At 70.8% G+C, this 18,274-nt stretch carries 16 protein-coding genes; 9 read left to right on the forward strand and 7 right to left on the reverse strand.

Going from position 1 to position 18,274, the window contains the following annotated elements; genetic code table 11:
* Nucleotides 1-185: 185 nt before the first annotated feature.
* A complete protein-coding gene (locus tag ACOYR3_RS02275; RefSeq protein ID WP_422844904.1) occupies nucleotides 186-1,535 on the forward strand; it encodes an ammonium transporter in 1,350 nt (449 codons plus the stop codon).
* Nucleotides 1,536-1,589: 54 nt separating this feature from the next.
* Nucleotides 1,590-1,928 (forward strand): hypothetical protein, encoded by a 339-nt coding sequence (locus ACOYR3_RS02280; RefSeq protein WP_422844905.1) that lies wholly within the window; start codon nucleotides 1,590-1,592, stop codon nucleotides 1,926-1,928.
* 44 nt (nucleotides 1,929-1,972) lie between these two features.
* Here ACOYR3_RS02280 and ACOYR3_RS02285 read toward each other — a convergent pair whose 3' ends face one another.
* Nucleotides 1,973-3,667, reverse strand: a complete 1,695-nt coding sequence (locus ACOYR3_RS02285) for a GMC family oxidoreductase (RefSeq protein ID WP_422844906.1) — start codon at nucleotides 3,665-3,667, stop codon at nucleotides 1,973-1,975.
* Nucleotides 3,668-3,964: 297 nt separating this feature from the next.
* On the opposite strand from ACOYR3_RS02285, the gene ACOYR3_RS02290 reads away from it, so the two are divergent.
* The 4 genes from ACOYR3_RS02290 (at nucleotide 3,965) to ACOYR3_RS02305 (ending at nucleotide 7,783) form a co-directional block, all read left to right on the forward strand.
* Nucleotides 3,965-5,089, forward strand: coding sequence for an MlaE family ABC transporter permease (locus ACOYR3_RS02290; RefSeq protein ID WP_422844907.1), 1,125 nt, complete (start codon nucleotides 3,965-3,967; stop codon nucleotides 5,087-5,089).
* 192 nt (nucleotides 5,090-5,281) lie between these two features.
* Nucleotides 5,282-6,124: an ABC transporter ATP-binding protein gene (locus ACOYR3_RS02295; RefSeq protein ID WP_422844908.1), complete on the forward strand. Its 843-nt coding sequence runs from the start codon at nucleotides 5,282-5,284 to the stop codon at nucleotides 6,122-6,124.
* Nucleotides 6,124-7,086, forward strand: coding sequence for an MlaD family protein (locus tag ACOYR3_RS02300; protein WP_422844909.1), 963 nt, complete (start codon nucleotides 6,124-6,126; stop codon nucleotides 7,084-7,086). The genes ACOYR3_RS02295 and ACOYR3_RS02300 overlap by 1 nt, the downstream gene beginning before the upstream one ends.
* A gap of 16 nt (nucleotides 7,087-7,102) precedes the next feature.
* Complete coding sequence (locus ACOYR3_RS02305) at nucleotides 7,103-7,783, forward strand: ABC-type transport auxiliary lipoprotein family protein (protein ID WP_422844910.1); 681 nt, start codon at nucleotides 7,103-7,105, stop codon at nucleotides 7,781-7,783.
* Nucleotides 7,784-7,816: 33 nt separating this feature from the next.
* On the opposite strand, the gene ACOYR3_RS02310 is transcribed toward ACOYR3_RS02305, so the two are convergent.
* From ACOYR3_RS02310 to ACOYR3_RS02320, 3 genes are read right to left on the reverse strand one after another with little or no spacing between them, the layout of a single operon-like run.
* The gene (locus ACOYR3_RS02310; RefSeq protein WP_422844911.1) at nucleotides 7,817-9,226 is read right to left on the reverse strand and encodes an NAD(P)/FAD-dependent oxidoreductase; all 1,410 of its coding nucleotides are present in this window, start codon (nucleotides 9,224-9,226) and stop codon (nucleotides 7,817-7,819) included.
* Nucleotides 9,227-9,269: 43 nt separating this feature from the next.
* Complete coding sequence (locus tag ACOYR3_RS02315; protein ID WP_422844912.1) at nucleotides 9,270-10,700, reverse strand: DUF1501 domain-containing protein; 1,431 nt, start codon at nucleotides 10,698-10,700, stop codon at nucleotides 9,270-9,272.
* Nucleotides 10,701-10,748: 48 nt separating this feature from the next.
* The gene (locus ACOYR3_RS02320; RefSeq protein ID WP_422844913.1) at nucleotides 10,749-12,620 is read right to left on the reverse strand and encodes a DUF1800 domain-containing protein; all 1,872 of its coding nucleotides are present in this window, start codon (nucleotides 12,618-12,620) and stop codon (nucleotides 10,749-10,751) included.
* Nucleotides 12,621-12,971: 351 nt separating this feature from the next.
* Here ACOYR3_RS02320 and ACOYR3_RS02325 point away from each other — a divergent pair, with 351 nt between their 5' ends.
* The 3 genes from ACOYR3_RS02325 to ACOYR3_RS02335 all read left to right on the forward strand — a co-directional run bounded on the left by ACOYR3_RS02325 (nucleotide 12,972) and on the right by ACOYR3_RS02335 (nucleotide 14,549).
* The gene (locus tag ACOYR3_RS02325; RefSeq protein ID WP_422844914.1) at nucleotides 12,972-13,190 is read left to right on the forward strand and encodes a CsbD family protein; all 219 of its coding nucleotides are present in this window, start codon (nucleotides 12,972-12,974) and stop codon (nucleotides 13,188-13,190) included.
* 84 nt (nucleotides 13,191-13,274) lie between these two features.
* Nucleotides 13,275-13,856 carry a hypothetical protein gene (locus ACOYR3_RS02330; protein ID WP_422844915.1) on the forward strand — a complete coding sequence of 194 codons (582 nt, stop codon included), beginning with the start codon at nucleotides 13,275-13,277 and terminating at the stop codon, nucleotides 13,854-13,856.
* A 174-nt stretch (nucleotides 13,857-14,030) separates the two neighbouring features.
* A complete protein-coding gene (locus tag ACOYR3_RS02335) occupies nucleotides 14,031-14,549 on the forward strand; it encodes a hemerythrin domain-containing protein (RefSeq protein ID WP_422844916.1) in 519 nt (172 codons plus the stop codon).
* Between the two features lie 292 nt (nucleotides 14,550-14,841).
* Here the strand turns inward: ACOYR3_RS02335 and ACOYR3_RS02340 are convergent, their stop codons facing one another.
* From ACOYR3_RS02340 to creC, 3 genes are all read right to left on the reverse strand, one after another.
* The gene (locus ACOYR3_RS02340; protein WP_422844917.1) at nucleotides 14,842-15,168 is read right to left on the reverse strand and encodes a hypothetical protein; all 327 of its coding nucleotides are present in this window, start codon (nucleotides 15,166-15,168) and stop codon (nucleotides 14,842-14,844) included.
* On the reverse strand, nucleotides 15,165-16,613 hold the full coding sequence (gene creD / locus ACOYR3_RS02345; RefSeq protein ID WP_422844918.1) for a cell envelope integrity protein CreD: 1,449 nt from the start codon (nucleotides 16,611-16,613) through the stop codon (nucleotides 15,165-15,167). Before creD ends, ACOYR3_RS02340 begins: the two co-directional genes overlap by 4 nt.
* A 122-nt stretch (nucleotides 16,614-16,735) precedes the next feature.
* Nucleotides 16,736-18,199: a two-component system sensor histidine kinase CreC gene (gene creC / locus ACOYR3_RS02350; protein ID WP_422844919.1), complete on the reverse strand. Its 1,464-nt coding sequence runs from the start codon at nucleotides 18,197-18,199 to the stop codon at nucleotides 16,736-16,738.
* Nucleotides 18,200-18,274 lie beyond the last annotated feature (75 nt).

Here is an 18,274-nt window from a genome sequence, read left to right on the forward strand (position 1 = left end):
CCCTCGCTTGGCACACCGAAGCGCGCTTTCGAGTGACGCCACTGTAACGGCTGCACTGCGGTGGTGCATTGGGGGTTTCCCGCCCCCGTGTGGGGCGCCGCGGGGGACGTCCAGGGGGCCCAGGCGGGGTTTGGGGCTGGCACGTCTCGTGCAAAGCGCTGCCTATTTCGCCGAGGGGAGACTTCATGCGGGCAACAAGCCGGTGGATGGCGGCCGTCTGGCTGTGGGGGTGCGTTGGCGCCAGTGCGTTTGCGCAGGCCGTGCCCGAAGGGGCGTTGGCGGCAGCGGCCCCGAGCCGTCCGGCCGTGGTGGAGCAGGCGGCGCTCAGTGCCGCCGACACGGCGTGGATGATGACCTCCACGGCGCTGGTGCTGCTCATGACGCTGCCGGGCATCGCCCTGTTCTACGCGGGCATGGTGCGCCGCAAGAACGTGCTCAACACCATGGCCAGCGTGGTCGCCATTGCCGCGCTGGTCAGCCTGCTGTGGTTCGGCGCGGGCTACTCGCTGGCGTTCACGCCGGGCAGCGCCTGGCTGGGCGGGTGGGACCGGGCGGGCTTTGCCGGGCTGGACTTCGACCTGGCGGGCGGCAAGGTGGCGGTAAGCCATGTGGCGCCGCGCATTCCCGAGTCCGTGTACGCCATGTTCCAGCTCAGCTTCGCGGTGATCACGGCCGCGCTGCTGGTAGGCGCGCTGGTCGAGCGCATGCGCTTTTCCGCCATGCTGATGTTCGTCGGCCTGTGGACGCTGCTGGTCTATGCGCCGGTGGCGCACTGGGTGTGGGAGCCCGGCGGCTGGCTGGCGCGCCTGGGTGCGCTGGATTTTGCCGGGGGCTCGGTGGTGCACGTGAACGCGGGGGTGGCGGGGCTGGTGTGCGCGGCGTTCCTGGGCCGGCGCTCGGGCTACGGGCGCGAAGCCTTCGAGCCCTACAGCCTGGGCCTCACCATGGCGGGGGCGGGCATGCTCTGGGTGGGGTGGTTCGGCTTCAACGCCGGCTCGGCCGTGGCGGCCGACGGGCGCGCCGGCCTGGCCATGGCCGTCACGCACGTCGCGGCGGCGGCGGGGGCCCTGTCGTGGATGGTGGGCGAATGGATCGTCCGCGGCCGCCCCTCGCTGCTCGGGCTGTGCTCGGGCCTTGTGGCGGGGCTGGTCGCCATCACGCCGGCGGCGGGGTTTGTCACGCTGCGCTCGGCCGTGGTGATCGGCGTGGCGGCCGGGCTGGCCTGCTACTGGGGCGCCACGGGGCTCAAGCGGCTGCTGCGCGTGGACGATTCCCTGGACGTGTTTGGCGTGCACGGCATCGGCGGCATCGTGGGCTCGCTGCTCACGGGCGTGCTGGCCAGCCGCACGGTGGGCGGCGTGCAGGGCGACCTGCTGACCCAGGCGCTGGGCACCGGCGCCGTGGCCTTGTACAGCCTGGCCGTCACGGCGGTGCTGCTGTGGGGGGTCAACTTCGCCATGGGCCTGCGCGTGGACGAGCAGAGCGAGCAGACCGGCCTCGATATCGCGCAGCACCGGGAGCGCCTGGGTGGCTAGCCCGCACGCTTGTTTTGCCAGATGCGTCTGTCCCACAGCGACAAGGAGCTCACCATGTCCGACCCCGACAAGCTCGCCATTGCGGCCCATCTGCACGTGCTGCTGCGCCGCAAGACCGGCCGTGTGACCGACACCGAATGGATGGCGGCCAACGCCGAATACGCGCAGGAGGTGGTGCGCTTCGCGCGCCAGCGTGCGCGCGAGGACAACGCCCCCGAGCTGGCGGAATGGGCCGACCGGCTGGAGCACGCGCTGCTGGCCACGCCCGCGGCCGCGCCCCGCCGGCCCTTGCTGGACGCCGCCGCGCAGGCGGTGCGCCAGCGCGCAGCACCTGCGGCCCCCGCGGCCACGCCGGCGCCCGAGGCGCCGCGCTACGTGGGCGGCATCCGCTGACGGGTGCGGCCGGGCCCGTCAGCGGATGCCGCCACGGGCGCTGCTCAGGCTGCGCTGCGCCGCGCCGCCAGGATCCACTCCGCCGCCTTCTCCGCAATCATCAGGGTGGGGGAGTTGGTGTTGCCGCTGGTGATGCTGGGCATGGCCCCTGCGTCCACCACCCGCAGGCCGCGCACCACGCCGCCGCGCCCGTCGCGCAGCCGCAGCTGCGCGTCCAGCACGGCCATGGGGTCGTCGTCGCGCCCCATCTTGGTGGTGCCCACGGGGTGGAAGATGGTGGTGGCGATGTCGCCCGCCAGGCGCGCCAGGTCCTCGTCGCTCTGGAATTGCGTGCCGGGCTTCCATTCCTGCGGCTGGTACTTGGCCAGCGCGGGCTGGGCCACGATGCGGCGCGTCACGCGCAGGCTGTCGGCGGCCACCTGGCGGTCCTCGGGCGTGCTGAGGTAGTTGGGGGCGATGGCGGGCGCGGCCTGGAAGTCGGCGCTCTTGATGTGCACCGTGCCGCGGCTCGTGGGGTTGAGGTTGCACACGCTGGCGGTAAACGCCGCAAAGCTGTGCAGCGGGTCGCCAAAGGCGTCGAGCGACAGCGGCTGCACGTGGTACTCGATGTTCGGGTACGGCTGGTCGGGGCTGCTGCGGGTGAAGGCGCCCAGTTGGGACGGCGCCATGCTCATGGGGCCGCTGCGCTTCATCGCGTATTCAAGCCCGATCTTGGCCTTGCCCCAGAGCGAGCTGGCCAGCGCGTTGAGCGTGGTCACGCCCTGCACCTTGAACACCGCGCGGATCTGCAGGTGGTCCTGCAGGTTGGCGCCCACGCCCGGCAGGTCCACCGCCACGTTGATGCCGTGCTGGCGCAGCAGCGCAGCGGGGCCGATGCCCGAGAGCTGCAGCAGCTGCGGCGAGTTGACGGCGCCTGCGCTCAGGAGGACCTCGCCCGCGGCGTGCGCCGTGACCATCTCGCGGCCGTCCCACACCTGCACGCCGGTGCAGCGCGTGCTGCCGTCGGGCTGCTTTTCGAGCACCAGCTTGGTGGCGTGCGCGCTGGTCCACAGCTCGAAGTTGGGGCGGCCGTAGCAGGTGGGCCGCAGGAAGGCCTTGGCCGTGTTCCAGCGCCAGCCGCTTTTCTGGTTCACCTCGAAGTAGCCCACGCCCTCGTTGCTGCCGCTGTTGAAGTCGTCGGTGGCGGGGATGCCCGCCTGCTGCGCGGCCTGGGCGAAGGCGTCCAGCACGTCCCAGCGCAGGCGCTGCTTCTCCACGCGCCACTCGCCGGTGCTGCCCGTGGCCTTGTTGCCGTGCAGGCGCTTGAAGTGTTCGCTCGCGCCCTCGGGCCGGTCCAGGCGCCAGTGGTCCTCGTGGCGGCGGAAGTAGGGCAGCGTGTTGTCCCAGCGCCAGGTGGCGTCGCCGGTCAGCTCGGCCCACTGGTCGTAGTCGCGGGCCTGTCCGCGCATGTAGATCATGCCGTTGATGCTGCTGCAGCCGCCCAGCGTCTTGCCGCGCGGGTAGCGCAGCTGGCGGCCGTTGAGGCCGGCGTCGGGCTCGGTGTGGTAGAGCCAGTCGGTGCGCGGGTTGCCGATGCAGTACAGGTAGCCCACGGGGATGTGGATCCAGTGGTAGTCGTCCTTGCGCCCGGCCTCGATGAGCAGCACGCGGTGGCCGCTGTCGGCGCTCAGGCGGTTGGCCAGCAGGGCGCCTGCCGTGCCGCCGCCGATGATGATGGTGTCAAACGTGGTGTCGCTCATGGGCCGGGAAGGAAAGGGGAAAAGGGACGAAGGGCTGTGCCGCGGTCGCGGGCCATTGTGCGGGTTGGGCCGGCCCTGTCGAGAGGGAGTCCCCTGGTTGCTATAATTTTAATAGCTGTTTGCGCTTGCCAGTGTTGCGCCAGTGGCCATTTTGATAATAATTGCACGCGGCGGCGTTGCGGCTGTGCTTGGCGGGCTGCTGTCTGACGGCCCGCAGCCGTTGCGCTCCGTTACCATGCACGCTCGCATTGCCCGCCTGCCTTGTCCTGCCTGGCGGGGTGCTGCGCCGCCCAGCCCATGACCGACCTCGCTCCCAGCATTGTTCGCACCGACACGCCCCAGGGGCCGTGCGCGCAGCTGCGTGGGCGCTGGGGCGCGGCCGAGCTGGGGACCGAGGTCCACTGGAAGGCCGTGGTCGGCCAGCTGCGCGGCCACCCGGCCGGCCCCGCGCTGGCGTGGGACCTGCGCGAGCTGCAGTGGCTGGACCATGTGGGCGCGCAGCTGCTGTGGAACCACTGGCAGCACGCCTGGCCCGCCCAGCTGGCCTGCACTGAGGCCCAGCGCACCATGCTGGAGCGGGTGGCCCAGTTCACCTGCGCGGCGCCGCCCACCGAGCCCTGGCGGCTGGGCGAGCAGGCGGACCACCTGGGGGTGCTGGTGCTGCACGGGCTGGACCACGCGCGCCACGTGCTCGAAATGGTGGGCCAGCTGGTGCTGGACCTGGGCCGCCTGGCGCGCAAGCCGCGGCGGGGGCCGTGGCGCGACGTGTCGGGCCACCTGTACCGCATGGGCGCCACGGCGCTGCCCATCACGGCGCTGGTGGGGTTCCTCATCGGCGTGGTGCTGGCCTACCTGATGAGCCTGCAGCTGCGCCAGTTCGGGGCCGAATCGTTTATCGTCAACATCCTGGGCATCTCGCTCATCCGCGAGCTGGGGCCCATGCTGGCGGCCATCCTGGTGGCGGGGCGCTCGGGCTCGGCCATCACGGCGCAGATCGGGGTGATGCGGGTGACGGAAGAGCTGGACGCCATGCGCGTCATGGGCATCCCGCACAGCTTCCGCCTGGTGCTGCCGCGCACGCTGGCCCTGGCGCTGGCCATGCCGCTCATCAGCGTGTGGACCACGCTGGCCGCGCTGGCCGGCGGCATGCTGGCGGCCGACCTCACCATGGACATCTCGCCCGCGTACTTCGTGCAGGCCCTGCCGGCGGCCGTCAAGGTGGGCAACCTGGGCCTGGCCATGGCCAAGTCGGTGGTGTTCGGCGCCTTCATCGCGCTCATCGGCTGCCACTGGGGGCTGCGCGTCAAGCCCAACACGCAAAGCCTGGGGGAGGGCACCACGGCGTCGGTGGTCACGTCCATCACCATGGTCATCATCGTGGACGCGCTGTTTGCGATCGCGTTCAAGAATATAGGCATATGAGGCATCCCCCTGTGGCGCTTCGCGCCTTCCCCCTTCTCTCGAATCACTGCGTGATTCGGGAAGGGGGACGCCGCCAGCGCCCGCAAGCGCAGCGCTGCCTTCGCAGCGCGGCGGCCCTTGCGCGGCGGCCGCTGGGCTGGGGCGCGCCCGTATCGACGGCCGTGTACGCATCTGGGCTACGAGGAGCCAGCCATGGCTGAGCGCATCGCCAAGCCCGAGCACATCGCCGTGGCGCCGGGCGAGCCGCCCATCGTGGATGTGCGCGGGCTGTGGACGCAGTTCGGCAAGGGCGACGAAATTTTTACCGTGCACCAGGACCTGAACTTCAGCGTGCAGCGGGGCGAGATGCTGTCGCTGGTGGGGGGCTCGGGCACGGGCAAGACGGTGCTGCTGCGGCAGATCCTGGGGCTGGCCAAGCCGGCGCGCGGCACGGTGACGGTGCTGGGGCGCCCGGCGTCCGAGATGGGGCGCGAGGGCGCGGCCAGCCGCGTGGGCATGCTGTTCCAGCACGGCGCGCTGTTCTCGGCCTTCAACGTGCTGGACAACGTGGCCTTTGCGCTGCGCGAGCAGGGCACCCTGCCGCCCGACCTGGTGCGCGATGCGGCCCTGGTCAAGCTGCAGATGGTGGGGCTCAAGCCCGAGCACGCCACCCGCATGCCCGCCGACCTGTCGGGCGGCATGGTCAAGCGCGTGGCCCTGGCGCGGGCGCTCATCATGGACCCGCCCCTGCTGCTGCTGGACGAGCCCACCGCCGGGCTGGACCCGAGCAGCTCCGACGACTTCTGCGCCCTGCTGCGCGAGCTGCGCGCATCGCTGGGCCTCACGGTGGTCATGGTCACGCACGACCTGGACACCCTGTTCGCCCTGAGCACGCGCGTGGCCGTGCTGGCCGACAAGAAGGTCATCGTCACCGGCGCGCCGCACGAGGTGGCGCATTTCCAGCATCCGTTCATCGAACACTTCTTCCTGGGCGAACGCGGCCAGCGGGCCATGGCGCCCGCACCGGCGGCACCGCCTGACAAGGAAACCCCCTGATGGAAAACAAATCCCACGCGCTGGCCGCAGGCATCTTCGTGCTGGTGGTGGCCGCCATGCTCGCCGGGCTGGCCATCTGGCTCACGCGCGACGACGCCAACTACGAGCTGTACGAGCTGTCCACCAAGGACGGCGTGGGCGGCCTGCAGCCCCAGGCCGCCGTGCGCTACAAGGGCGTGGCCGTGGGCAAGGTCACGCGCATCGGCTTCGACCCGCAGGTCAACGGCAACGTGCTCATCCGCATCGCCGTCAACGAGCAGGCGCCCATCAGCGCCACCACCTTTGCCGTGCTGGGCTACCAGGGCGTCACCGGGCTTGCCCACATCCTGCTGGACGATGCCGAGAAGCCCTACCCCGAGCTGCCCCCCGGCCCCAGCGGCTTGCCGCGCCTGCCGCTCAAGCCCTCGCCCTTTGGCAAGCTGGCCGAGCAGGCGCCGGCCATCCTCACGCAGGTGGAGGAGGCCACGCGGCGCATCAACCAGGTGCTGGGCGACGGCAACCAGCAAAAGCTCTCCGAAGCGCTCGGCAACATCGCCCAGGCCGCAGGCAGCGTGAACGCGCTGACGCAGCGCCTGGACGCCACCGTGGCCCAGCGGCTGGACCCGGCCCTGGCCGCGCTGCCGCCGCTGGCCGGCGATGCGCGCAAGACCCTGCAGACTCTGCAGCAGGCGGGCACCAACGTGTCCACCCTGGCGGCCGACCTGGGCAAGACCACGCAGCGCCTGAACGCCGAGGGCGGCGCCATCGACCAGATCACGCTGGGCACGCAGTCGCTGGCGCGCGCGGCCGACCAGTTCAGCACCACCACGCTGCCCCGCATGAACCGTGCGGCCGACGACACCTCGCGCGCGGCCCGGCAGCTCAGCCGTACCGCCGGCGGCGTGTCCGACAACCCGCAGCTGTTCATCTACGGCTCGGGCCGCATTCCCCCCGGCCCCGGTGAAGCCGGTTTTGCACCTTGAGGCCTTGAGGAGTTGTATGAAAACTATCAAAAGAATAGCTGCTCGCGCTTATCCATCAAGCGCTGCAGCCATTTTTGGTGCATTGCTGCTCCTGGCGGGCTGCTCGGCCCTGCCCAGCCCGCCCACGCGGCCGGTGCTGTACGACTTCGGCCCCGGCGTGGTGGCCCCCGCGCCCACCGACCGCCGCGCCCCCTTGCCGCCGCTGGCGCTGGCCGATGTGGACGCCCCCGGCCTGCCCGAGGGCAGCAACGCCGTGCTGTACCGGCTGGCCTATTCCGACGCCCAGCAGCTGCGCCCCTACAGCCAGGCCCGCTGGAGCCAGCCGCCCGCGCAGCTGGTGCAGCAGCGCCTGCGCGAGCACCTGGGCCAGCGCCGGGCCGTGCTCAAGGCCGACGACGGCGCGGCGCAGGCGCGCGACGCGGCCCGGGGCGGCAAGCTGCCGCTGGTGCTGCGCGTGGAGCTGGAGGAGTTCAGCCACCTGTTCACCAGCGCCACCGAGAGCGCGGGCGTGGTGCGCCTGCGGGCCACTGTGGTGGACCTGACGCCGGCCGGCGAGGCCCTGCGCGGCCAGCGCGTCTTTACCGTCCGCACCCCGGCGCGCACGGCGGACGCGGCCGGCGGCGTGGCCGCGCTGGCCGACGCCACCGGCCAGGTGGCGCAAGAGCTGGCGGCCTGGCTGGAGCAGCTGGGCGGGTAGCAGCCCAGCCCAGGCCAGCCCGGCGCGGGCCCGTCAGGAGCGCTGCGGCCCTGTGCCGGTGCTGGTGGCGGTGGCGGTGCCGGTGGCAGAGCGGGCCGTGGCAGGCGCGTCCATGCCCGCCACCACCCGGGCCGAGCGCGCAAAGCTCCAGTACGCCCAGGCCCAGTCCATCAGCACCACCAGCCGGTTGCGAAAGCCGATCAAAAAGTACACGTGCGCGAACAGCCAGAACAGCCACGCAAAGTAGCCTGAGAACCGCACCGGCCCGGCGGGCGAGGTGAGGTCCACCACCGCCGAATTGCGGCCGATGGTGGCCAGGTTGCCGTAGTCGCGGTAGCGCAGCGGCTGCGTGGGCTGGCCCTGCAGGCGCCGCAAAAGGTTGGCCGCCGCCGCGCGGCCCATCTGCTTGGCGCCCGGTGACACGCCGGGCACGGGCCGGGGCGGCTGGCCCGGCATGTGGCTCTGCGCGGCGGCCAGGTCGCCGATGACGCTGATCTCCGGGTGGCCGGGCAGTGCCAGGTCGGGCTCGACCACGACGCGGCCGGCACGGTCGGTGGTGCAGCCCGTGGCCTCGGCCAACTGGCGGCCCAGCGGCGAGGCCGCCACGCCCGCCGCCCAGATGATGCATTTGCTCTTGATTTGATAGCTGATTGCGCCCGACCCATCTGCGCCAGAGGGCGGTTGGACCATCAAACCCTCTGCGTCGATGGCGGTGACGCGGGCCTGCACCCGCACGTCCACGCCCAGCTTTTCCAGCTGCTCGCGGGCGCGCTGGCTCAGCGTTTCGGGCATGGACTGCAGCACCCGCGGGCTGCCCTCCAGCAGGATGATCTTGGCGCTGGCCGGGTCGATGTGGCGGAACTCGCCCGGCAGGGTGTGGCGTGCGATCTCGGCCAGCGTGCCCGCCATCTCGACCCCGGTCGGCCCGCCGCCCACCACCACGAAGTTGAGCCAGTCCGCGCGCCGCTGGGGGTCGGGCTCCTTCTCGGCGGCCTCGAACGCCAGCAGGATGCGGCGGCGGATCTCGAACGCGTCCTCTAACGTCTTGAGACCGGGCGCCCAGGCGGCCCAGTCGTCGCGGCCGAAGTAGCTGTGCGTGGCGCCTGCCGCCACGATGAGATGGTCGTACGGAAGGGCGAGCCCGTCCCGCAGGTGCACCGTGCGTGCGGCCACGTCCACGCGCGCGACCTCCCCGAGCAGCGCGGTGGCGTTGGGCTGGTGGCGGAACAGGTGGCGGATGGGGGCCGCGATGGCGGGGGCGGACAGGCCGGCCGTGGCCACCTGGTACAGCAGCGGCTGGAACAGGTGGTGGTTGGCCTTGTCGACCACCGTCACGTCCACCGCCGCAGGGCGCAGGGCCCGCGCGGCCTCCAGGCCGCCGAAGCCGCAGCCGATGATGACCACCCGGGGGCGGCGCCCCGTGGGGGCTGGGGATGTGCTCATGCGCCGATTATTGGGGCCCGGCGGGCGGCGGGCGTGTCAGGTTTTACAGAAACCCCAGGTCGGTCGGATAGTCCGGCCGGCCGGCGGCGGCGCCGAAGTGCCCGATGTTAGGCAGCACGCTGGCCATTTCGCCGTCGGCCACGCCGAACCACTTGGCCAGGGTGGCGGCGTACTGGTCCACCGAGGTGGACGGCAGCAGCCGGCCCTGGCCCACGTGCCACTGGTCTTCCGGCGCGGCGGTGTTGCCCACGCTGACCGGCGGCGCACTGCCGTAGAAGGCCTTGCCCTTGACGGCGCCGCCCACCACGAAGTGGTGGCTGCCCCAGCCGTGGTCGGAGCCGTCGCCGTTGGAGCTGAGCGTGCGGCCGAAGTCCGACGCGGTGAAGGCCGTCACCTTGTCCGCCACGCCCAGTTCCACCGTGGCGCTGTAGAAGGCGGTCAGGGCGTCGCTCAGGCGCTGCAGCAGGCCCGGCTGCTGGGCAATCAGGTTGTCGTGCAGGTCGAACCCGCCCAGCGACACCATGAACACCTGGCGCTTGCTGCCCAGGCCGTTGCGCGCCCCGATGAGGCGGGCCACCATCTTGAGCTGGTCCGCCAGCGGGTTGTTGGCGGGAAAGGCGGTGGACAGGGTGGTGCTGGCCAGCGCGCTGGTGATCTGCCCTTCGGAGGCCACGGCCCGCGCGGTCACGCGGGTGTATTCGTTTTCCAGCAGGTGGCCGCTGGGCTGCTGGATCAGCGCCGTCAGGGCCCCCCGCACGGCGCTGGAGCCGTACACGTTGTTCTTCACCCCGTTGATCGCCACGGCGCCCGAGGGGCTCACCTGGTACTGCAGGGCCGAGTCGCCCGACAGGAACACCGCGTTGCCCGTGACCGAGATGCAGGTGAACAGCGAGTTGCCGTTGGACGACAGCGCCAGGTCGCCGATGTTGCCGCCCCAGCCCACGGTGGAGCCCTCGGGCGAGGACGACTGCCACACCGACTGCTGGTCGTTGTGCGAGAAGAGCTTGGGCGGCAGCGGAAAGGCCTTGCGGTCGGGGCTGTTGTACTGGGCGCGCGTGAGCGGCACCACCAGCGGCCCCACGTTGAGCTGCACGGCGGCCTTGCCGGCGTTGAACAGGCCTGCGAGCCCCGTCATGGCCGGGTGCAGCGCGTACTGGCGGCCTCCGGGCAGCGGCGTGGCGGGGTTGAGCAGCGTGGGCGTGAGCGACGCCTTGGGCAGGGCGATGCTGCCGCGGATGGCGCTGTAGCGGCTCCAGCTGGCGTCGTCATAGGTGACCACGGTGTTGGCGTAGTCGTTGCCGCCGTAGAGGAACACGCAGACCAGGGCCTTGTAGTCGTCCGCGGCAAAGGCGGCGGCTTCGCCCATGGCGGCCAGGTTCAGGGCAAAGGGCAGGGCGGTGCCTGCCAGGCCCAGCTGCGCGGAGCGCCGCAGGAAGGCGCGGCGGGAGTGGAGTTCGGGTTGAAGCAAGTGCATGGCGGGGCTTCTCGGGGGCGGTCGGGCCGGCGGGGCTGCCGGCCGGGTTCATTTCTGGACGAGGTACTCGGCGCTGGCCATGACCAGGAACACGGCGGCGGCCACCCGGTCGCGCTTGGCGTTGTCGGTGCTGGCCGCGGTGATGTTGATGGTCTTGAGCGCGTCGGCGATGAGCTTGACGGTGGCGGCCGAGAGCTGGCCGGCGCACATCAGCAGGTTGATGCGGGCCACCAGCGCGTCCGCATCGGCCACCAGGGCCAGCTCCTGCGTGTAGGCGGCCTTGATGTCGAAGCCGTTGTTGGGCGTGCTGGCGTTGTGGGGCACCTCGGGGCCATTCACCCAGAGGCCGTTGCGGATGGCGCCCTGCATGAAGTTCAGGTAGCCGCCCACGCTGCTCTCGTTGACCAGCTGGAACTCCGGCGCCACGGCGCCCGTGGCCGCCAGCGCGGTGGACGGCGGCACATAGCCGGGCCGGAAGAAGTTGAACACCGAGGGCGAGCGCAGCGGGCTCTGGCCCAGGCGCGACCCCGGGTCGCTGAGGTTGCCGATCTTCCAGGTGCCGAAGGTCGAGTTCAGGCCGAAGGTGCGGCCCCATTGCACGAAGCGCAGCATGGGCTCGCGCAGCTTGCCGAAGCCCGGCTGCGTGAGGCCCGCCGGCGAGCGGGCCTCGTCGTCGAGCAGGATGGCGCGGACCACCGCGCGCAGGTCGCCGCGCACCCCCGCGCCGTTGTTGGCAAAGGCGGCCGACACCCGCGCCACATAGCCGGGCGACGGGTTGCTGGTGACCAGGCGCTGGATGAGCTGCTTGCCGATGAACGGCCCCACGTTGGGGTGGTTGAACAGCGTGTCCAGCGCGATGCGCAGGGCCTCTGCGCCTGGCGTGCCCGCCGGGATGGTGGTGCCCAGGAAGCTGGCGGCCAGCGCGGAGTGGCGCGACTCGGTCAGCACCATGGGCAGCCGGGTGAACGTGGTGCTGGAGACCGTGCGGTTCGTGCCCGGCACGGTGGTGGGCGTGTTCTGCGACTGGTCGTAGTCGTAGCCGGTGAACACCCGCGCGAGGTTGGTCACGTCGCTCTGGCTGTAGCTGTCGATGGGCTTGCCCGACCCGTCGCGCTGGGGCGTGCCGTCGGGGTTGAGCAGCACCAGCCCGATGGACATGAGCTGCATGATCTCCCGCGCGTAGTTCTCATCGGGCTGGCGCCCGGTGGCGGGGTTTTCCTTCTGGTTGCCGCGGGTGTTCAGGTAGAACCCCATGGCCGCGTTCAGCGTCACGTCCTGCAGCAGGTTGCGGTAGTTGCCGAAGGCCTGGAACACGAGCTGGTCCCAGTACCAGGCGATGGCGTGGCTGCGCCAGTTGAAGTCCAGCCCCGAGAGCGACACCACGCAGATCTCCGACAGCGCCAGCGCCACCCGCTTGCGCAGGCCGTCCGGCGACTGCAGCAGCTGGTGCCAGATCATGTAGTCGCCGGGGTAGCTGTTGTCGTAGAACCCGGTGTCCTTGTTGACGTCGGCATAGCCATGCTCGTTGAGCCACTGCCATCCGCTCTGGGACAGGGGCGCATTGAACTGGGCTTCCAGCCAGTCGGCATACGTGGTGGAGCGCAGCGCCGCAATCTCGGCCGGCGAGGCGGAGAACTGCGCCTGCAGCAGGAAGCGGGCCGCTTCCTGGTCCGTCTGGGGCGCCGGGTAGGTGCCCACTGCGCCGGACTGGGAGACGCCCGTGCCCGGGCCGGTGGAAGGGCTGTCGCCGCCCCCGCCGCCGCAGGCCGCCAGCGAGACAGCGGCGGCCACCCCGGCTGCCACCGGGCGCACGATGGCAGGGGCCGGGCGCATGGCCCCGTGCTGGGAAGGAGACGATGGGGCGGGAGATTCCGCGGCTGCCGCGGGCGCGGCGAGCGGTTCCTCGTGGGTAGTTTGCATGGCTCGTGGGAATCGAAAAAAGGGCGCCGTCGGGAGGCGCGTTTCGCACTTCACCACAGCAAATCCCCCTACGGAAATACAAACGTTACCAAATGAAACCACTCTCAGGGAGAGGCCAGGTGTAACGCTGGCGGGGTGATGGGGAATTGCAACATTTGTGGACTGGGCAGGGAGAAAAGGGGGGCGCCGGTCTGTCTGGCACGCGCCGTAGGCGTGTGCTGACGTGCGCAACGCAGGCCGGACTACGGCCCGCGCCGCCCTCCGTTTCTAGAGTTCATCCCATCGCATCAAGCACCTGTTCCACGCATTCCGGGTGGATGGCTGGCGCGAAAACTTTCGAGGATGCACACCATGAATGAAGACACCATCCAAGGCAACTGGAAGCAGTTCAAAGGAAAAATGATCGAGCAGTGGGGCAAGCTCACCAACGACGACCTTGATGTCATCGACGGCAAGCGCGAACAGTTCCTGGGCAAGCTGCAAGAGCGCCAGGGCATTGCACGCGACGAAGCGGAAAAGCAGCTCCGCGACTGGCAGGCCCGCCACCCCGACTTCCGCTTCAACGACTGAGACGCGGCCCCGCCGGGCGCAGCGATCCCGCCGCCCGCGCGGACCCCTGATGGACTCGTAATTTCGTACACCGAGGAGAACACCATGCAATTCACACGCACCCTGATGGCTTCTGTCGCCGCCGGCCTGCTGGCCACCTCTGCTCTGGCCATGACCGATGCCGACTACAAGGCGGGCAAGGACCGCATTTCCGCCGACTACAAGGCCGCCAAGCAAAAATGCGATGGCCTGAAGGACAACGCCAAGGACGTCTGCATGAAGGAGGCCAAGGGCGCCGAAGACGTGGCCAAGGCCGAGCTGGATGCCCAGCACAAGCCCAGCGCCAAGGCCACCCGCAAGGTGGCAGACGCCAAGGCCGACGCCGCCTATGACGTGGCCAAGGAAAAGTGCGACGACCTCAAGGGCAATGACAAGGACGTCTGCGTGAAGGACGCCAAGGCTGCCCGCGTGAAGGCCAAGGAAGACGCCAAGGTGGCCGAGGCCCAGGCCAAGCCCGCCGACAGCGCCGCCGCCAAGAGCGCCGACGTGGCAGAGGCCCGCAAGGACGCCAGCGCCGAGAAGAACGACGCCGCCTACAAGGCCGCCAAGGAGCGTTGCGACGCCATGTCGGGCGACGCCAAGTCCAAGTGCGTGGACGACATGAAGCGCATGTACGGCAAGAGCTGATCCCGGCCGCAGTGCGGCCCCGGCAACTGCCACGCCCCGCCCCGTGCGGGGCTTTTTTGCGCCCGCCCTCAGGCGCGCCGCCACGGCGGGAGCTGACCTGGGTCAATACGCGCGAAGAACGTCCGCCCTAAGCTCGCCCCCTGTTTTTTGTCTCGCTGTCGCGAAGGGATGCCCATGGCTCAACTCGAATGGTCGGATGCACTGGCCCTGGACCTGCCGGTGATGGACGACATCCACCAGGAATTCGTGGACCTGCTGGCCGCGGTGGACCGTGCGGATGACGCCGCCCTGCTGCCCGCCTGGCGCGCCCTGGTGGACCACACGGACCACCACTTCGCGCAGGAGGATGCGTGGATGGCCTCCACCCGCTTTGCCTCGGGCAACTGCCACAGCATGCAGCACAAGGTGGTGCTGCAGGTCATGCGCGAAGGCACGGCGCGGGCCGAGCAGGGCGACCTGAAGCCGCTGCGCATCATGGCCAGCGAACTGGCCCTGTGGTTTCCCCAGCACGCCCAGAGCATGGACGCCGCCCTCGCCCTGCACGTGCGCCGCGTGGGCTTTGATCCTGCCACGGGCATCGTGCATGCGCCCGATGCCCTGCCCGGCGAGCTGATCCACGGCTGCGGCGGCGCCAGCTGCTCCGACGAGGACCGACCCGCCAGCGTGGCCCGCGAGGAAGCCGCGGCGGCCTGAGCTGGCCCGCGCGGCCGGGGCACTGTCACCGGCTTGCCTGCCGGGGCAGCATCCCGGGTTTGCTAGATTATTAATAGCACCCTGCGCTTGTCCAGCAAGCGCAGGGTGCAATTTTTATCTGATTAGCAACCTACCTCAGACGCTTCCTCTTCCCCACCCGTTCGGGCTGAGCCTGTCGAAGCCTTGCACGCACGCTGCAAGCCCTGGCTTCGACGGGCTCAGCCCGAACGGATGGAGTGGCATCTGAGACAAGTAACTAATCAGGTATTTTTATGGTCGTTGCCTGTGGCCGTCAGTCGCCCAGCGGGCGGCGTGGCAGCAGCAGGGCCGCCATGCGCCAGCACAGGTCGCGCAGCGCGCGGCGCAGGGCGGGCGAGTCGGGGCCGGGCTCGGCGTGCGGATCACGGGGGCGGAACGCCGCGTCCAGCACCTGCTGCTTGGCGCTGTGCAGCGCGCCCCGGTCCCGCCGCTGCAGGGCGGCCGCCAACTGGTCGCGGTAGCGTTGCACCCGTGCGGCTTCCGCCACCGTCAGGCCCGCCGCGGACGGCTGCGGGGCGGGGCCTGCCAGGTGCCGGGCCCAGGCCTGGGCCCCCAGCGATGGAGCCTCGGCGGCGCTCATGCGGCCTCCGGGCGGGCGGCGGGCGGCGTGGCGGGCGCGCCCGGCCGCCGGGGCGTGCCGCCCTGGGACGACACCCCGTACCAGTTCACATTGCGCGTGAGCACCATGACGGCGGCGAGCACCAGGAAGAGTGCGATGGAGCCGACCACCAGCGCCGTCTGCTCCAGCTGCAGCAGCAGGTACAGCAGGCCGTACAGCACCGCGATGCCCGCGCCCAGCGGAATGCCGCGTGTCAGGCCGCCCAGCATGTGGCTGGCGTAGTAGGCCAGCAGCAGCACGCAGGCGCTGGCGGCCACGGCGTACGAGGTGCCGAACGGCAGGTGCTCCGACAGGCTCACCAGCAGCAGGAAGAAGCTGCACAGCGCGCTGCCCACCAGCAGGTACTGCACGGGGTGGACGCGGAGTTTCTTCATCAACTCGAAGAGGCCCACGGCCACGAAGGTGAGCGCAATGAACAGCACTCCGTACTTGGTGGCGCGGTCGCTGAGCGAATAGGGGTTCACCGGGTCCACAAACGCCACGCTGAAGCTGTCGGCGCAGGGGCCGCCTTGCGAGGCGCTGCCCGTGCCGTATTCGGGGCTCCGCGGATCGTTGTCCAGGCCGCCCGCGCAGACGGGCTTGCCCTCGGCAATGTCTGCCTGCGCCGTGGTGGCCAGCGACGACAGGCGCCAGGTGGCCGCAAACCCGGTCTTCTTGACCTCGCGCTCGGACGGCAGGAAGCGCCCCGCAAACGAGGGGTGGGGCCAGCCGCTGGTCATCAGCACCTCGGTGTTGCCGCCCAGCGGCACGATGGCCAGGCGCTCGGTGCCCACCAGCTCCAGGTCCAGCGTGGCGGCCAGGCCGTCGGCCTTGCCGCGCACCGACTCGGGCAGCACGGCGTGCAGGCCCCGGCTGTAGGCCGGGTGGAAGGTGCCGGGCTTGAGCGCCAGCGCCTGCGGACCCAGCGTGAACTGCGCCGTGCGGATGCCGCGAGCGTCCCCCACGGCCATCATCACGATGGGGGCACCGCAGTGCATGCGCGAATTCTTCAGGGTGCTTTGGGGCACCAGCCCGGCCAGCGAGCCCCACTGCGCCGCGACCTGGGCCTTGAGGGTGTAGGTGTTCACCTTGTGCAGGCCGCGTGCGCGCTCCTCCATGGCTGCGCCGGTGCTGATCTTGAGCTGCTCGGGCATGGCCGTCAGGCGGAACTCGCGGCGGCGCTCCACCATGCGGCGCTCGTCGCCCTTGCCGGTCTCTTCGTCCCAGCTTTCCACGCAGGCGCTGTGGATCAGGGGGCCCATCAGGGTCTGCGGGCCGGCCAGGCTGTCGGCCACGCTCTGGGCGGTGAGGCTGCGGTAGCGCTGCCGGTCGCGCACGACGCCCTCGATCATCGACAGGCCGACCATCAGGAGCAGGACGACCGCGCCCAGCGCGGCCAGCTTGGTGAACAGGGGGTGTTTGAACAAGAGATCCTCCACAAGTGCATGTTGGGGAGGCGAGTGTTGGCCCCGGGTGTGAGGGCGCTATGAAGTTTGTGAGGCGGGCGTGAAGTGGCGCCGGGCGGGCAGGTCTGAGGCCGTCCGGGGGCTCAGCCGGGAAACGCCAGCTCCACCCGCAGGCCGGGCGCCGTGTTGCGCACCGCCATCTGGCCGCCATGCAGCGCCATCACGCGCCGGACGATGGCCAGCCCCAGGCCCGATCCGCTGCGTTCGCCGCCCGGCCGCGCCGTGGTGAAGAAGCGCTCGCCCAGGCGCGGCAGCGCGTAGTCGGGCACGCCGGGGCCGCCGTCCTGCACGGCCACGGTGGTGCCGGCCAGCTCCACCCGAACGGTGCTGCCTTCGGGGGCGAAGTCGATGGCGTTGTCCAGCAGGTTGGTCAGGGCCAGCGTGACCAGCTCGGCCTCCCACGGGCCGCTGGCGCCTGCGCCTGACAACGCCAGCGTGATGCCGCGCTGGGCGGCGCGGGCGCGCGTCTGGGCGAGGGCTGCCGCGGCGCAGTCCTGCAGCGCCACGGGGGCGCGGCCCTCGGCATGGTGGCGCTGCTCCAGCTTGGACAGCTCCAGCAGCCGGTCGATGATGCGCTGCAGCCGCTCGCTTTGCTGCACTACCTGGTGGGCGAACTCGGCGCGGTCGGTGGCGGGCAGGTCGTCCTGCAGCAGCTCGCCCGCGCCGCGGATGGCGGCCACGGGGCTCTTGAGCTCGTGCGTGAGGGCGCGCACGTAGCCCTCGATGTAGTCGCGCCCCTCCAGCCGCGCGCGCATGCGGTCCATGGCGCGGGCCAGGTCGCCCAGTTCACCGGGCACCTGCGGCACGGCCAGGGCTGGCGCGGGCGGCGAGGCAGGGTCGAGCGCCTCGCCGTCGGCCGGGCCCTGCACGCTCAGGGCGTAGTCGCGCAGGCGCCGCACGTTCCATACCATCCACAGCGTCACGGCCACGCCCACGGCGGCCGACAGTGCCAGCAGCAGCAGCCCGCCCATGAACACCTTGCGCTCGGCGCGGTCGATGAAGCGCTGCACCGTGCGCGTGGGCTTGGCCACCGTGAGCACGCCCGCGATCCGGTCCTGCACATAGATGGGCGCGGCCACGTGCATCACGCCGCTGGTGTCGTCCTCCTGCACATCGCGGGTGGAGCGCGCGCCGTACTCGCCGCGCAGCGTGCGCGCCACGTCGCGCCAGCGCGAATAGTCGGCGCCCACGGCGCGGTTTTCGGAGTCGAACAGCACGCGCCCGGTGGTGTCGGTCACGTAGATCCGATAGTCGAGGGACTGCTTGGAAACCCCCCAGATGGCGGCATCGATGGGCCGCGTGGCATAGCGGCGCACATGCTGCGCAAACGGGCTGGCGCTGCTGTTGCCGGCATCCGCCGCCAGCCGCCCGCTGGCCAGGTCCTCGCTGGCCAGCTCGGCCAGGATGTTGGCGGTGTCCACCATCATGTCCTCCATCACCTCGCGCACGCTGGGCTTGATCTCGGCCATGAACACGCGCAGCACAAAGAACGCGGCGATGCCGTTGATGAGGAAGAAGGCGAACAGCAGGCGGATACCGAGGCGCATGGGGCTGGGGACTCTCTTCAGCAATATAGCCGCAGCAGCCCCAGGGGCGGCGTGCGCGTCGGGCCTTGGTGCGCA

The sequence above is a fragment of the Acidovorax sp. M2(2025) genome (assembly GCF_049330835.1).
Classification (GTDB): Bacteria; Pseudomonadota; Gammaproteobacteria; order Burkholderiales; family Burkholderiaceae_C; genus Acidovorax.